16 protein-coding genes are annotated in these 15,871 nt (G+C 36.8%); 4 read left to right on the top strand and 12 right to left on the bottom strand.

From position 1 onward, the window contains the following. Nucleotides 1–9: 9 nt before the first annotated feature. The 11 genes from LQV47_RS00890 to LQV47_RS00940 all read right to left on the bottom strand — a co-directional run bounded on the left by LQV47_RS00890 (nt 10) and on the right by LQV47_RS00940 (nt 11,641). A complete protein-coding gene (locus LQV47_RS00890; protein ID WP_230032767.1) occupies nt 10–1,299 on the bottom strand; it encodes a sigma-54 dependent transcriptional regulator in 1,290 nt (429 codons plus the stop codon). Between the two features lie 32 nt (nt 1,300–1,331). Continuing rightward, nucleotides 1,332–2,129 carry a tetratricopeptide repeat protein gene (locus LQV47_RS00895; protein ID WP_230032768.1) on the bottom strand — a complete coding sequence of 266 codons (798 nt, stop codon included), beginning with the start codon at nt 2,127–2,129 and terminating at the stop codon, nt 1,332–1,334. Next, nucleotides 2,101–2,550, bottom strand: a complete 450-nt coding sequence (locus LQV47_RS00900; RefSeq protein WP_230032770.1) for a hypothetical protein — start codon at nt 2,548–2,550, stop codon at nt 2,101–2,103. Before LQV47_RS00900 ends, LQV47_RS00895 begins: the two co-directional genes overlap by 29 nt. A 78-nt stretch (nt 2,551–2,628) precedes the next feature. Continuing rightward, entirely contained in the window at nt 2,629–4,065 is a 1,437-nt protein-coding gene (miaB, locus tag LQV47_RS00905) for a tRNA (N6-isopentenyl adenosine(37)-C2)-methylthiotransferase MiaB (RefSeq protein ID WP_230032773.1), read from the bottom strand. A 227-nt stretch (nt 4,066–4,292) separates the two neighbouring features. Continuing rightward, a complete protein-coding gene (locus LQV47_RS00910) occupies nt 4,293–4,520 on the bottom strand; it encodes an energy transducer TonB (RefSeq protein ID WP_230032775.1) in 228 nt (75 codons plus the stop codon). Then, nucleotides 4,490–4,705, bottom strand: coding sequence for a hypothetical protein (locus tag LQV47_RS00915; RefSeq protein ID WP_230032777.1), 216 nt, complete (start codon nt 4,703–4,705; stop codon nt 4,490–4,492). The genes LQV47_RS00910 and LQV47_RS00915 overlap by 31 nt, the downstream gene beginning before the upstream one ends. Nucleotides 4,706–4,707: 2 nt before the next feature. After that, nucleotides 4,708–5,187, bottom strand: a complete 480-nt coding sequence (locus tag LQV47_RS00920) for a hypothetical protein (RefSeq protein ID WP_230032779.1) — start codon at nt 5,185–5,187, stop codon at nt 4,708–4,710. A gap of 120 nt (nt 5,188–5,307) precedes the next feature. Further along, nucleotides 5,308–7,041: a thiamine pyrophosphate-dependent enzyme gene (locus LQV47_RS00925; RefSeq protein WP_230032781.1), complete on the bottom strand. Its 1,734-nt coding sequence runs from the start codon at nt 7,039–7,041 to the stop codon at nt 5,308–5,310. A 251-nt stretch (nt 7,042–7,292) separates the two neighbouring features. Then, on the bottom strand, nt 7,293–8,495 hold the full coding sequence (gene lysA / locus LQV47_RS00930) for a diaminopimelate decarboxylase (protein ID WP_230032782.1): 1,203 nt from the start codon (nt 8,493–8,495) through the stop codon (nt 7,293–7,295). Nucleotides 8,496–8,755: 260 nt separating this feature from the next. Further along, nucleotides 8,756–9,979, bottom strand: coding sequence for a 3'-5' exonuclease (locus LQV47_RS00935; protein WP_230032783.1), 1,224 nt, complete (start codon nt 9,977–9,979; stop codon nt 8,756–8,758). Nucleotides 9,980–10,114: 135 nt separating this feature from the next. Then, nucleotides 10,115–11,641, bottom strand: a complete 1,527-nt coding sequence (locus LQV47_RS00940) for a helicase HerA-like domain-containing protein (protein WP_230032784.1) — start codon at nt 11,639–11,641, stop codon at nt 10,115–10,117. A gap of 575 nt (nt 11,642–12,216) precedes the next feature. Between LQV47_RS00940 and LQV47_RS00945 the strand changes: the two genes are divergently transcribed. Genes LQV47_RS00945 through LQV47_RS00955 form a run of 3 tightly spaced genes read left to right on the top strand, consistent with a single transcriptional unit; the run spans nt 12,217 to nt 14,321 of the window. Then, complete coding sequence (locus LQV47_RS00945) at nt 12,217–13,626, top strand: MBL fold metallo-hydrolase (RefSeq protein ID WP_230032785.1); 1,410 nt, start codon at nt 12,217–12,219, stop codon at nt 13,624–13,626. Between the two features lie 4 nt (nt 13,627–13,630). Then, nucleotides 13,631–14,002, top strand: a complete 372-nt coding sequence (locus tag LQV47_RS00950; RefSeq protein WP_230032792.1) for a rhodanese-like domain-containing protein — start codon at nt 13,631–13,633, stop codon at nt 14,000–14,002. 19 nt (nt 14,003–14,021) lie between these two features. Next, nucleotides 14,022–14,321 (top strand): thioredoxin family protein, encoded by a 300-nt coding sequence (locus LQV47_RS00955; RefSeq protein WP_230032793.1) that lies wholly within the window; start codon nt 14,022–14,024, stop codon nt 14,319–14,321. A 63-nt stretch (nt 14,322–14,384) separates the two neighbouring features. Here the strand turns inward: LQV47_RS00955 and LQV47_RS00960 are convergent, their stop codons facing one another. Further along, nucleotides 14,385–15,137 (bottom strand): nitrilase-related carbon-nitrogen hydrolase, encoded by a 753-nt coding sequence (locus LQV47_RS00960; protein WP_230032794.1) that lies wholly within the window; start codon nt 15,135–15,137, stop codon nt 14,385–14,387. A gap of 245 nt (nt 15,138–15,382) precedes the next feature. Here LQV47_RS00960 and LQV47_RS00965 point away from each other — a divergent pair, with 245 nt between their 5' ends. Next, the gene (locus LQV47_RS00965; RefSeq protein ID WP_230032796.1) at nt 15,383–15,823 is read left to right on the top strand and encodes a DUF6646 family protein; all 441 of its coding nucleotides are present in this window, start codon (nt 15,383–15,385) and stop codon (nt 15,821–15,823) included. Nucleotides 15,824–15,871 lie beyond the last annotated feature (48 nt).

Raw genomic sequence — 15,871 nt, forward strand, 5'->3', positions numbered from 1 at the left:
TATGCAGGATTAGTCTTCCAGATTATACTGTTTTATTTTTCTATACAAAGTTCTCTGTGAAATCCCCAATTCATCTGCCGCTCTGTTTCTGCGTCCCTTATGCTTCTCCAAAGCCTTGACAATCAAATCCTTTTCATTGTTTTGAAGGGAAAGGGATTCCGGCTTATTTTCCTCCACCTCAATGTCTTCAATATCTTCATAGCTGTCATCCTGCGACGATATAATCGTTGGGTTCTGAACAGCCTGAGTATCGTTATTATTTTCAAAATACAATAAAGACCCCTGAGTTACCTGTGACTGGCTTTCCGGAGTATAAATCCTGTTGATCAGATTTTTCTCCTGATTACTCAAGTCAGCCGTCCCTCTGTTCTTTATCAATTCCGAAGTTAGGGATTTTAAATCATTGATATCATTCCGCATATCAAAGAGAATTTTGTACATAATTTCCCTCTCACTTCCAAAGTCATTTTGCTTGGGTGTATTCTGATTATTGACCACCATTGGAAGATGGGTTTCCATTGGGATATATTCTGCAAGCTTCTCTGCAGTGATACTTCTATTTCTTTCCACCACAGTCATCTGCTCAACCAGATTTCTTAACTGGCGGATATTTCCCGGGAAAGCATAGTTTTCAATATAATGAACAGCACTGGGTTCCAATTCAAGTTCAGGCATTCTGTACTTCTCTGCAAAATCTATTGCAAACTTCCTGAATAACAAATGAATATCTCCTTTCCGTTCTCTTAAAGGAGGCATATCTATCTGAACGGTATTCAGACGGTAATATAAATCCTCACGAAATCTTCCGTCATGAATAGCCTTCATCATATTAACGTTAGTAGCCGCTACAATCCTTACGTTGGTCTTCTGAACCTGTGAAGAACCTACTTTCATAAACTCACCGCTTTCCAGTACCCTTAAAAGGCGAACTTGGGTTTGCAGCGGAAGCTCTCCCACCTCATCCAAAAATATTGTACCGCCGTCGGCTACTTCAAAATATCCTTTTCTGGTGGCTGTAGCCCCTGTAAAAGCACCTTTTTCGTGTCCGAATAATTCAGAGTCTATAGTTCCTTCAGGAATAGCTCCACAGTTAACTACAATATAAGGCTGATGTTTTCGCCTGGATTCTGAATGGATGATTTTTGGAATAAATTCTTTTCCTACCCCACTTTCTCCAATCACCAAAACGGAAATATCCGTAGGTGCTACCTGGATAGACTTTTCTAAAGCCCGGTTAAGTGCCGGAAAATTTCCGATAATTCCAAAGCGGTTTTTTATGTTTTGTAACTCGTTGCTCATAAGTAAATGTTTGATTATTGATTTAATGTTATCTACAGCTCTTCAATCTGCTTTCTGTAGACTTTGTTAAAATGATGGGTATAGACATCTTTCATAGTCTTTCCTTCATCATACGTTTGCAATGCCAACGTTTTTAAATCCAAATAATCTTTGTTTCTTATTTTCGAAACTTTACTTTTAAAGTATATATTCTCTGCAAAGTCGTATTCTTTGCTTTGTTTTTCAAAATTTTCCAGGGCTTTATCATGCTTCCCCAGTTCAAAATAGATTACACCCAGCTGGTAATGGTCAAACATTCCCTTTACATACCCTCTGGTGGCCAGCTGTCTTTCAATAATTCCGGCAGCCTTCTCTTTCTGTCCTAAAGCACTGTAAGACATAGCCTTTACTATGCTCAGATTATAATCTCCGTTTAGAGATCTTCCCAAATCTTCAGGATAATAATTTTTTAGTGTTTCTAAATCCAGAATAGCACCACTATAGTCTCTTAAAAACTGAAATTTGCACCAGCCTCTGTATCCTAAATGCATTTTAGGATCTAAAGCAACCGCCTTATCAATTAATACCTTCCACGTTACAAAATCTCCATTTTTTAGATAAGGAACGGCCTTCTCCATATAGGCATTGGCAAAATCCGGACACAACTCAATCGCTTTATCAAAGCCTTCCTGAGATGCTCTGTACCCTTGAAAATCGGAAGCCAGATTGTATAACTCACAAGCTTTTTTACAGTCCTCTCCCTCTATTGCATTACAGTTAACCTGTGCAATAGTATTGGTATACACTATAAGTAATAAAAAGCTAAGGTAATACCTCTGAAACTTTTCCATTTTCAATTTTATAGGTTAAATACTGATAATAGTCTACTTTAGAACCATTGATTTCCTTTGGAATCCATCCATCTAATGATTGGGTAAACTGTAACAGCTTATTTTCCAATTTTATATCCAGAACTGTATCTTTCAGATCCGGGCTCATATGCTGCAGCCTGAACAGCCCTGTGTTTCCTTCACAATTTACTAAAAATCTGACGGTAATAAAACCGTTACTCTTATTTTCAGAATAAATATTTTCTTTTTTCAGTTTTTCTACAATGGCCATCTTTTCTCCTTTGTAATCAAAGCCTTTTGCGCCGTGGTAATACTGAAAACTGAAAGGTTTATCTTTTCCTGTTCCGCATTTCTTAAGATCTGCGGCATCTAATTTCCTGTCATATTCAATATCTCCAACCGTATTGGGGTATTTACTCACCTTTTTCTCTGCCTGACACGATATCAGAATACAGGAAAACAAGGCTAGAAAACAGATTGCTTTTACCAAAACTTCAAATTATTCAGCAATTCTCCCTAAAAGTGTGCCTTGCGTATTATCATACACAAAAACGTCCACAATGTCTCCTATTTTCTGTCCTTCAAGCTTATCGAAGACACAAACGGCATTCTGAGAGTTTCTGCCCTTCCATTGGTTTTTATTTTTCCTGGAAATTCCTTCAATTAAAATCTGATGTACTTTTCCAACATAAGAGATCATTCTTTTTCTGGAAAGCTCTCCCTGAAGTGCAATAACCTCAGCCAAACGTCTTTGTTTCACATCAGCCGGAATATTGTCTTCCATCTTCTTGTGAGCAGGGGTTCCCGGTCTTTCTGAATACGCAAACATATAGCCGTAGTCATACTCTACTTCTTTCATCAGGCTTAAAGTATCCTGATGATCTTCTTCAGTCTCATCACAAAATCCAACGATCATATCCTGTGAAAATGAAACATCAGGAACAATTTCTTTAGCCTTTCTGATCAGCTCCAAATACTCCTCACGGGTATGCTGTCTGTTCATGGCCTTAAGCATATTGTTACTTCCGCTCTGTACCGGAAGGTGTACATATCTACAGATATTATCATGTTTAGCCATCATGTGGAATACATCCAAACTCATATCCTGAGGATTTGAAGTAGAGAATCTGATTCTCATTTCAGGCACCGCTTTCGCCACCAAATCAAGTAACTGTCCAAAATTAATAGCTGTTGCTTTCTGCATCTCAGAAGCTTTAGCAAAATCTTTTTTAGGACCTCCTCCATACCATAGATAGGAGTCTACATTTTGACCCAGAAGGGTAATTTCTTTATAACCACTATTGCTAAGTTCTTTACATTCTTCAATAATAGAGTGTGGATCACGGCTTCTTTCTCGTCCTCTTGTGAACGGAACTACACAGAATGTACACATATTATCACAACCTCTGGTAATTGTTACATAAGCGGTTACACCATTACCACCCAAACGGACAGGATTAATATCAGCATAGGTTTCTTCCTTGGAAAGTATAACATTGATGGCATCTCTTCCATCATCTGTTTCTTTCAAAAGATTGGGAAGATCTCTGTAAGCATCAGGTCCCACAACAAGATCAACCAGTTGTTCTTCTTCCAAAAATTTGGTTTTTAACCTTTCAGCCATACATCCGAGAACTCCTACCGTCATATTGGGTTTTTCCTTCTTAAGATTTTTGAACTGAGAGAGACGCATTCTTACAGTCTGTTCTGCTTTTTCACGGATAGAACATGTATTCAGAAGAATAAGATCCGCTTCTTCCACCTTCATTGTTGTATTGTATCCCTGCTCATTAAGAATAGAAGCAACAATCTCAGAATCAGAAAAATTCATCTGACACCCGTAGCTTTCTAAAAATAATTTTTTAGAATTTTCAGGTTTTTCAGCCACTGCAAAAGCTTCCCCTTGCTTTGTTTCGTCTATATATTTTTCTTGCACAATAATCAGTTTAAGGTTCGGAATTTAAATTTCAAGGCACACGTCCTGAAAACTTAAATCACAAACAGATAAGTTTGCAAAGATACAAAATATTGTGACAGAATGTCAGGAGATTCTACTGAAGTATTATAGCTTTTTAAAACTTAGATTTAAGAAATAAAATCACCATCAAATTATTAAATTTCAAGCATTTAATCCTTTTTTAAAATCTACCAAGAAATAATTTTCTAATCTCCATGGTCAAAATGATCTGAAGTAAAGTTGATTTTAATTATTTTTTTAGAAATCACCGGTATTCCATCTTTAATGGCCGGCTTCCATTTCTTTTTTACTCTTTTGATGGCAAACTGCATATCGTCAATAAACATTTCGCTATTTTTTACTTTGGGCAAAACATCAAGATTTTCAACCTTCCCATTCGTATTCACATCAAAAACAAAAAACGAATTGTCCATTTACGGCACTTCTTTAAATCGATATAAGCATGAATCATTTTTAAAAACTCCTGAGTAAAAGCAGCATCTCCGCCGGGAAATTTAGCATTCTGCGAACTGGTTACCCTTTCATTCTGTGGTCTTGATTCTTGAGAATACCCCAAAAAGCTGAAAAGAAGGAACAGGATTATAATATATTTTTTCATATTTATAGGTCTACAGATAAAGAAGTCAAGCTCATTCTTAGTTTCATTTCAGATTTTACAGGCTGACCATTGCAGGTGGCAGGTACCCAGTTTTTCTTTATCCTTCTCACCACATACTGCATATCATCAAAGAAAACTTCGCTATGAAGCACTTTAGGAGAACCCACAATGTCAGTCACTTTTCCTTTTTCATCAATCGTTAATGTAAATGTAAAGTCTCCTGTCAGGGTATAGAAATCCGAATTCAGATAGGTATACATATATTTTCTCAGGATCTCTTTGTATGCAGCCGCTCCTCCTTCATAAGCAGCAGGTTTAAAATCATTGCATTTAACGGCAACCTGCATAAAAGGCTCTCTAATATCTATTTTTAAAATATTTTTATTGTTCTCCGTGATAAAAGAATCGTCTCTGTCTTCAAGGTCCTGGGCAAATGAAAAATTTGCAGCACAAAGAGCCAGAAGTAAAAATATCGTTTTCATAGTTTATATGTATAATAATAAACAAAGGTAAATATTTACCTTCCTTATAAAAAAGAAAAACTTCACACAATCAGTGTGAAGTTTTACGTTGAGTTTAAGGAATCACCATGCAATTTCAGCTTACAGCAATCCTTTGATATGCTTATAATTGGACTTTACCGTTTCAAAAGCTTCCTCCATTTTACCGCCCAGCATCAGCTGAGCCATTGATTTTGTCATGCCTATAACCTGATCAAATTCAATTTTTGGGGGAAGGGCCAGAGCGTTAGGATTAGTGAATATATTGAGAAGGTAAGGTCCGTTATAGTCTAAACACTCCTTAATCGCATTTTCAACCTCTTCGGGATCATGAACATTTTTCCCGGGATATCCCATCGCCTGAGCTACCATAGCAAAATCCGGATTAATCATATCAGTCTCATTATCCGGCATGCCTCCTACTTCCATTTCCAGCTTCACCATTCCTAATGTTCTGTTATTAAAAACAATCAACTTTATGGGAAGTTTATACTGAAAAATGGTTGCCATATCTCCTAGAAGCATCGACAAGCCTCCATCTCCACACATTGCAATCACCTGTTTTTCAGGATGAGCTAAAGAAGCTCCAATAGCCATTGGCATTGCATTGGCCATTGATCCATGGTTAAAAGAACCGAGCATCTTCCGCTCTCCCGTTCCGGTAATAAATCTTGCTCCCCAAACGCAGCACATTCCTGTATCTACCGTAAAAATAGCATCCTTTTTGGCAAGCTGATCCAGGGTATGTGCCACATACTCCGGCTGGATAGCATCTTTTTTTCCAAAATCTTTGACATACGTGAGCTGGTTTTCTTTTACTTTTTCGTAGAATGCCAGCTGTTCATTGAGAAAATGATCATCTGTTTTTTCTTTCAACATTGGAAGTAAAGCTTTAATTGTTTCTTTCACATCTCCTGTCAGTCCAAGTTCCAGCTTAGCTCTCCTTCCAAGCCTTTCCGGGCTTTCATCAATCTGTATGATTTTATTTTTGACCGGCATAAACTTTTGGTAAGGAAAATCTGTTCCCAAAAGGATAACGAGATCTGCTTCATGCATTGCATGGTAAGCTGACGGATATCCTAATAGTCCTGTAAGGCCCACTTCATTAGGATTATTGGGCTGAATAGCCATTTTCCCCCGGAATGAATATCCCACCGGAGCTTTTAACAATTTTGACAATTCCACCACTTCAGCATTGGCTGCACCTGCTCCTATTCCACAGTAGAGAACAACTTTTTTATTATCATTCACAAGTTCCGCCAGGTGTTTCATCTCGTCATCCGATGGTCTGATAACAGGATTTGTTTTAAATATCTGGGCGGAAGTAGCTGCTTCCTCTGCATCCAGCTCAGAAACATCTCCAGGAAGACCGATCACTGCTACTCCTTTTTTAGAGATGGCATGTTGAATAGCAGTCTGCAGTGTTCTTTGCACCTGTTCGGGTCTTGTAATCATCTGATTGTAGTAGCTGCAGTCATCAAACAGCTTTATTGTATTCGTTTCCTGGAAATATTCCATCCCCATTTCCTCACTGGGGATAGTAGAAGCAATAACCAACATCGGAACATGAGAACGGTGTGCCTCATACACCCCATTGATCAGGTGAACATGTCCCGGACCACAACTTCCTGCACATACAGCAAGGCCATCCAGCTCAGCCTCAGCGGCGGCGGCATAGGCTCCCACTTCTTCATGTCTCACATGAATCCATTGAATACTGCTTTTTTTTACGGCCACATTCAGATGGTTGAGACTATCTCCGGTTACTGCATAAATTCTTTTCACATTGGCATTTTCGAGCATTTCAACAATCTGCTCTGCTATATTTTTAGCCATAATTAATAGGTTTGGTGTTATTTTAAGATAAAATACAGCCTTGAAAAATCTGTATCCCTATCAAATTTAACTAATTAAAATGAAACCTTCCCGTGGTTTCAATGTTAAAAAATGGTAATTTAATAATAAACCCGTCCCTACAAAATGCAACTTTGCGATTAACCAAAAGATTTTTAAACCTGAATGACTACAGTATTGAAAATAAAAAACGGCCATCCAAAGGACAGCCGTTTATACATTATATTTTTGATTTAAATAACTACTTCAATCTGATTTCTCAATAAATCTTCGAATTCATCTCTTTTACGGATCAAATGCGCTTTTCCATCAAGGAATAAAACCTCAGCAGGTTTTAATCTTGAATTGAAGTTAGAACTCATTTCAAAACCGTAAGCTCCGGCATTATGGAAAGCAAGGATATCGCCTTCTCTCACCTCATTCAGTTTTCTGTCCCATGCGAATGTATCCGTTTCGCAGATATTTCCTACTACAGTATAAATTCTTTCTGCTCCTTTTGGATTAGACAGGTTTTCAATGAAGTGGTAAGAGTCGTAGAACATCGGGCGGATCAAATGGTTAAACCCAGAGTTCACCCCTACAAAAACAGTAGCTGTTGTCTGCTTGATTACATTGGCTTTCACTAAAAGATAGCCACTTTTTCCTACTAAAAATTTCCCTGGTTCGAACCAAAGTTCAAACTTTCTTCCTGATGTTTTAGCAAATTCAGCTAAAACTCTTTCTACTTTTTTACCTAATGTTTTAACGTCCGTTTCTTCTTCGCTATCCTGGTAAGGAATTTTGAAACCACTTCCCATATCAAGATATTTCAGGTTAGGGAAATGCTCAGAAAGCTCAAGCATAATATCTAAAGCCTGAAGGAAAACTTCCGGATCTTTAATTTCACTTCCGGTATGCATGTGAAGCCCTTCCACATTAACGTTTGTACTCTTCATTACTCTTTCGATGTGACGAAGCTGGTGAATTGAGATTCCGAACTTACTGTCGATATGTCCTGTAGAAATTTTATAGTTTCCGCCGGCAAAAATATGTGGATTAATTCTCACAAAAACAGGGTAAGAATTTCCATATTTATTACCAAACTGCTCTAGAATAGAGATGTTATCAATGTTAATATGAACTCCAAAAGTCATTGCTTCCTCTATTTCAGCTAAGTCAACACAATTTGGAGTAAACAGTATTTTATCTTTCGTAAATCCTGCCTTTAGTCCAAGTTTAACTTCATTAATAGATACACAATCCAAAGAAGCACCCAGCTTCTTGACATACTTAAGGATATTGATGTTTGTCAACGCCTTCGCTGCATAGAAGAACTTAGTGTGTTTTAAAAAAGAAGATGTAAGTTTTTCGTATTGAACTTTGATGGATTCAGCATCGTAAACATACACGGGTGTGCCAAACTCATTGGCAATCTTTAATAATTCTTTTGAATTCATAATTTCATTTTTAACATAAAAAAAGGCAGATTCTTCGAAAAAGAGCCTGCCACATTACTTATTTTTATGCAAGACAAGTCTTTTAAATATTCCAAACCTTAGAGAACTTTACGGCTCCCTTTTTTCCAGTTTTTATTTGTTTAAAATTTTGCATTGCTTATTTTTATTTTTTGCAAAAATACTATTTATTTTTTATTTTATGAAAATTGATTTGAAAAGCTCTTTTTCTTGATAAAATCTGTAAAGTGCAAATTTTTCTATTATTTCGGTAACGGCAATGTTTCAAAATCACCACGAAGCAGTGCCAGCTGTAATTCGTTATTCAAATCACCCGCAGGTAAAGGAAGATCAATTTTCAATTTAGCAAGCTTACTCAGGGTTTGTATCTGTGTAAAAAGTTCATAAAAACCGTATGATATCACCTTTCCGTTTTCAATAATTAAAAATAACTTTTCGCCCAGTTTCCTTCCTGATCCAAGCCAGAGCTCATTCCTTTTTCGGAAGTCTATTTTTTGTTTCAATACGGCAGCGTCTTTATATTCCGGTAATGCTCCGAGAAACTGAACGGCTTTTGTTCCCTGGGTGAAAGACCTGAATTTCAAAATTGGCTTTTCTGTTTTATTGAGGTTGTTTTTTTCAACAACATATTTATTATTTCTGAAATAAAGTCCGAAAGGCAGAACCTCCTTCTTCTTAACATTTTTAGAATTCAGAATGAGCTTTGCAATAACATCTGTGCCGGTAAGCTCAAAATTAATCTGGCTGACATTTTTCTGAACCTGTTCCCATTTTTTTGATTTTGAATTGAAAACTTTTTTTGAAAATTTATTGATATCCTGAACATAATCTGAAAAAATAATCTTTCCGGCTTCATTCTGAAAATAAACAAATCCTTTTTCATTCGGCAGATCCTGAGTCAGCTCTTTGATCTTATTGATATATGTTTGCGCATTAGATTCCTCATGCTGCTTCTGAATAATTTCATTTTCAATATCTTTTGACACCAACAGCTTGAACAATTCCAGCGTTGCTCTGGCATCGCCCTCAGCTCTGTGATGATTCGTCAAAGGAATTCCTAATGATTTCACCAGTTTCCCTAACGAGTAACTTACCTCATCCGGAATGAGTTTTTTAGCGAGCGGTATAGTATCTAATGTATTGGTTTTAAAATCGTACCCAAGTCTTTTGAAAGATTGGCGCAGCATCCGGTAATCGAAATCAATATTGTGACCTACCAAGGTGGTATTTTGGGTTATCTCAATGACTCTTTTGGCTATTTCATGAAATTTCGGTGCCGTTTTAACCATCTTTGGGGTAATGCTGGTCAGCTTCTGCACAAAAGGAGTAATATCACTTTCGGGGTTTACAAGAGATATAAACTGGTCCGTAATTTTCTGACCATCATACCTGTAGATGGCAATATCTATAATGCATTCATTTCTATAACCTGCACCATTACTTTCTATATCTATAATCGAATACATTTAATTTCCCGTTAACTGATATTTTTAATTTAAATTAATAATCCCGTGGTCCTGATATTTTCTTCACCCATCAAGATAACCTGCTAAAGTAACGAAAAATATATCAAAAATGTAGCAGGTCCTCTTTCTTTTCATCTATCTTCTTCTGCCACCGAGGCCAAACATTCCCAGAATAGCTTTTGCCCCTTCTCTCATTAAGGTAGAGGTAAAAGTTCTTCCTGCTTTACTCTGTAATACCTGCTCAAACATACCCGGCTCTTCTTTTACAGGTTTTGTTCTTTGATTGGGTGTAGGATTCTGGGCAGCCTGTTCCATTCTGTTTGTCAGCATTTCGTAGGCTGATTCTCTATCTACAGCCTCTTCATACTTAGCTACTAAAGCAGATTTCGCAGTGAGCTCAGAAATTTCAGCATCGCTCAGAACGTCCATCCTTGATTCCGGAGAAATAAGGTAGGTATGCACTAATGGAGTAGGAATCCCTTTTTCGTCCAAAGCTGTTACAAATGCTTCCCCAATTCCTAAATTCTGAATCAGACTTGAAGCATTATAAAACTCCGTAGTGGGATAATTTTCAACAGCCTTAGTAATTTCTTTTTTATCTTTTGCGGTAAAGCCTCTAAGTGCATGCTGTATTTTCAGCCCCAGCTGTGACAATATATTTTCAGGGACATCTCCTGGAATCTGCGTAATAAAATAAATACCAACCCCTTTTGAACGGATCAGCTTCACCATTGTTTCAATCTGTGATAAAAGAGCTTTTGATGCTTCATCAAATATAAGGTGGGCTTCATCAATAAACAGCACTAATTTTGGTTTTCCACTGTCCCCTTCTTCAGGAAATGTCATATATATTTCTGCAAAAAGCGAAAGCATAAATGTGGAAAACAATTGCGGCTTACTCTGAATCTCAGCTACTCTTAAAATGTTTACCACTCCTTTTCCGTCTCTTGTTGCCAGTAAATCCTGAACATCAAAGCTTAATTCACCAAAAAAACCGGAAGCTCCCTGTTGTTCCAAAGCCACAATAGATCTGAGAATAGTACCTAAAGACGCCGATGCTATTGATCCGTAATTGGCTGCAAGCTCTGCTTTTCCCTGAGCATTATCCGTCACATATTGCAGTACTTTCTTTAAATCATTCAGGTCAATTAATGGAAGACCTTTATCATCACAATATTTAAAAACAATAGACATGATGCTCTGCTGAGTATCGTTCAATTGCAGTATTTTACTTAAGAGAACCGGTCCGAATTCTGTAACGGTGGCTCTTAGCTTTACTCCTTTGCCTCCGGAAATACTCATGAGCTCTACCGGAAATGCTTGTGGAGTATAAGGCAGTTTGGTTTTAGCATATCTCTCTTCAATAATAGCATTCATCTGGCCTGCTTCAGCAATTCCTGAAAAGTCTCCTTTAATATCTAAAACCAGTGAGGGTATTCCTGCATGAGAAAGCTGTTCTGCAAAAACCTGCAGTGTTTTTGTTTTACCGGTTCCTGTAGCTCCGGCAATAAGACCATGACGGTTGATCGTTTTTAAGGGAATTGTTACATTAACTTCAGGAACAACTTCTCCATCCAACATTCCCTTTCCCAGTATAATATGATCCCCTTTTGGAGTATATCTAGCATTTAATTCTTCTATAAATTGTGTTTTGTCTGCCATCTGATCTTTTTTTAAACTTATAAATATAAAAGTTTTTATAAAATATTTAATCATTAAGAAAATATTATACCATTAATTTTTGTTTTTACTTTCTACAAATTAATACCCGTCTTACTCTTTTTAAAAAGAATACCAGATGTATGTAAAGAAGATCCTTTGCAGGAAGACACCAATGGAATTTTATACAAGATATATTATAAGCTGGAATAGATAACAAGTCCGTTTAAACTTAACCATAAAAGTCATAAAAGATTTTTAAACACTTAAGCTATTTAAGTTATATACTTTGTGTATAAAAATTACACAAAAGTTTTGTGGTTTTTGACTAAGCCGAATCTTCGATTTGTAGTTTAGTAAAAAAGTTTAAACAGCTTATATCTTAAGTTTCATTATAAGAACATGATAAAAAACAGCATTTAAAAATTAACATTCTCTAAGGCATTATTTTTGTTGAAAAGAAAGGGATCTACGTATTTATTGAGCTGTTGTATTGAAAGAAACTATGACTCAGATTTAACATTTCGTTTACAATTCATCTAATACTTTGTATCTTTAACTCATTAAAAAAATACCCAATGAAAATTGAACAAATATATACGGGCTGTCTGGCTCAGGGTGCCTATTATATTGTGTCAGAAAATGAAGCTGCCATTATAGATCCGCTAAGAGAGGTAAAACCTTATCTGGATCGACTGGAAAAAGACAATGTCACCTTAAAATATATCTTTGAAACCCACTTTCACGCTGATTTTGTTTCAGGTCATTTAGACTTAAGTGAAAAGACGGGCGCTCCAATCATTTATGGGCCAACTGCCGCTCCTGAATTTAAAGCTATCATTGCGGAAGACAACCAAATTTTTGAAATCGGAAAAATAAAAATAAAAGTACTGCATACCCCTGGGCACACCATGGAAAGCAGCACCTATCTTTTGATTGACGAAAATGGTACTGAAACTGCAATTTTCACTGGAGACACCTTATTTTTAGGTGATGTGGGAAGACCAGATCTTGCCCAAAAGGCAACCAACTTAACTCAGGAAGATCTTGCCGGTATTTTATACGACAGCCTTCAAAACAAAATCATGCCACTGGATGACAGCATCACTGTTTATCCTGCACACGGTGCCGGCTCTGCCTGTGGAAAAAACATGCAAAAGGAAACGGTAGATATTCTGGGGAATCAGAAAAAAACCAATTATGCACTGAACCAGCCTGACAAAGAATCTTTTATCAGAGAAGTTCTGGACGGATTAACCACTCCTCCAAAATATTTCGGAATGAATGTAGCCATGAATAAAGGCGGATATGAAAGTCTGGACGTTGTGATGGACAAAGGTTTAACGCCTGTTTCCGCAGAAGATTTCGAAGCTTTTGCAGAAGAAACCGGTGCTTTAATTTTAGATACCAGAAGTGCTGCAGAATTCCATAAAGGATTTATTCCAAACGCTATCAATATTGGAATAAAAGGTGATTTTGCCCCTTGGGTAGGAACTCTTATTGTGGATGTAAAACATCCTCTGTTATTGGTAACAGATGCAGAAATGGAAGAAGAAGTGATTACCAGATTAAGCAGAGTAGGTTTTGACAATGTTGTAGGCTATTTAAAAGGAGGTTTTGAAGCCTGGAAAAATGCAGGCAGGGAAACAGATGAGATCAAAAGAATTACCCCTGCTGAATTTGCTGATCAGTTTACAGAAGATGCCACCGTTATTGATGTCAGAAAACTGAGTGAATACTCGGCTGAACATATTGACAATGCTTATAACAAACCATTAGACAGCATCAGTGAGTGGGCTAGCGGTATTGATGATTCAAAACATTTTTTCCTTCACTGTGCAGGTGGATACAGAAGCATGATTGCAGCCAGCATTCTTAATTCTCACGGGATTAGAAATTTCACAGAAATTGAAGGAGGCTTTAACGGAATCAAAAAGACAGAAAAATTTCCTACAACGGATTTTGTATGTCAATCCAAAACATTATAAATTCATGAAGATTAAATTCTGGGGGCTTATTTTCGCTTCTGCTTTTCTATTAAGCTCATGCAAAACAGCCAGTATAGCAGAAGCTCCAAAGGCTAATATTAAAGAAGTGGTAAACAGTTCGGACGTAACATTGGTAGATGTAAGGATTCCGGAACAATATACTGCAGGAACCGCTAAAAATGCCATCAATATTCCTCTGGCTGATATTCAGAATAATATTGAAGCCTTAAAAGGCAAAAAAGTAGTGGTATTCTGTAACAAAGGAATTCAGGCAGACCAGGCCATGGAAATTTTAAAGAAAAATGGCGTAGAAGCTTACGATGGAACATCCTGGAAAAATGTAAAAGCAATCCAGAACGAAACTGACAACAAATAATTTGAATAAGCTAAAAACTATGTCACAAAAATTTCAGGAAATTATAAACTCCGAAAGACCGGTACTTATTGATTTTTTCGCAACCTGGTGCCAGCCTTGTAAGGTACAGTCTTCGGTGCTGAACAGTGTAAAAGAAAACATTGGTGAAGGGGCCAGAATTATAAAAATAGATGTAGATCAATATCCGGCTATTGCGTCTCAGTACGGAGTTCGGGGTGTACCTACATTAGCCATCTTCAAAAATGGAGAGCTTTTATGGAAAGAAAGTGGGGTACATGATGTCAATACATTGACTACCCTTCTCCAGCAATATATTTAACTAAGGCTGAGATTGAGGCTGGGCCTTATTGCTTAAAAACTCAGCTTCAATCTCAGCAATTTCTTATAATTGAATGGAAAAATCATCCCGGTCATTTAAAAACTGGAAATGCTTTCTAAAATCTTCCAATTCATTCATATCCAGTTCCGCAGATACCCTATTCCCGTTTTTATGGGAAATTTCTTTTCCATCGGCAAAAAAACAATGAGAACTTTCCTGATAAAAGAGATTATTGCCATCCGTTCCTATCCTGTTTAACCCAAAAACAAAAGACAGGTTTTCAATAGCTCTTGCTTTTAAAAGATGCTCCCAGGCTCCTACCCTTTTTTCCGGCCAATTAGCTACATATAAGATCGCATCATAATCGTTATTGTTTCTTGCAAAAACAGGAAAACGCAGATCATAACACACCTGAAGCAGAAACCTGACTCCTTTATAACTGACAATAACCCGCTCTTTTCCTGGAGTATACACTTTATCTTCTCCTGAAAAGGAAAATAAATGTCTTTTATTATAAAAGACAGTCTCTCCATCCGGCTGTACAAAGTACATCCTGTTATAAAAGTGCCCATCCTGCTCTACCGGAGCACTTCCACTGAAAGCCGTATTCTTTTCTTTTGAGATTTTTTTTAAAAATTCCAGAGATTCTTCATTCCTGTCTGAAACTTCAGAAGCATCCATACAAAAACCTGTTGAAAACATTTCGGGCAAAAGAAAGAGATCAGCTTCCTGATTTTGAAGTTCTTTTTCTATTGCTTTAAAATTTCCGCTTTTATCTTTCCAGATGATATCTGAATTAAGCCCTGTCACTTTCATCTTTAATTACTTTTAAATTATTTTCAATCCGATTTATAAAAATACAGCTTTTATATTTACAAACAGATAAAGAAGAGTTATATCCTCTATTCTTTACCCTGAATAGTTACTCTTTTAAAACTTTCTATCAAAATATTGAATTTCTTAATAATTCATAAAGTCTTGTGTTTTTACAAGATTAATGGTTTTCGGTTTCATTTTTGATGGTGATAATTTTTATTAAAATCATTAAAAATTAGAAATTTATGAAGAAATTGGTTTTTATGGTGATGGTACTCTTTTTTGGAGTGGCTGCCAATGCACAGGCATGGACAGGAAAAGGAGACCAGAAAATTCAGTTGGGTTTAAGTGCCTGGGGATACGGAACAGGTATTACCGGAACCTATGATTATGGACTTAACAAAATGATATCATTGGGAGCCGGTATCAATGGTTACTTTGACAATTACAAAGATAACGATAAGGACAACCGTGTTTTTGTTTTCGGAAGACTGAATTTCCACTTACAGGAAGCATTGAACCTTCCTTCCAAATGGGATATCTACCCGGGAGTTGACCTTGGAGTGCTTGGAAAAGACTTTGGAATAGGAGCTCATATTGGAGCACGTTACTTTTTCACAGAAAAAATCGGCGTTTTTGCAGAGGTCGGTAATAATGGAAGTCTTGGAGTTTCGTTCAATTTATAACCAATCGTCTTTAAATATGACAAAGCTTCTCGTTTCGGGAGGCTTTTT

The organism is Chryseobacterium sp. Bi04 (assembly GCF_918698085.1).
GTDB lineage: Bacteria > Bacteroidota > Bacteroidia > Flavobacteriales > Weeksellaceae > Chryseobacterium.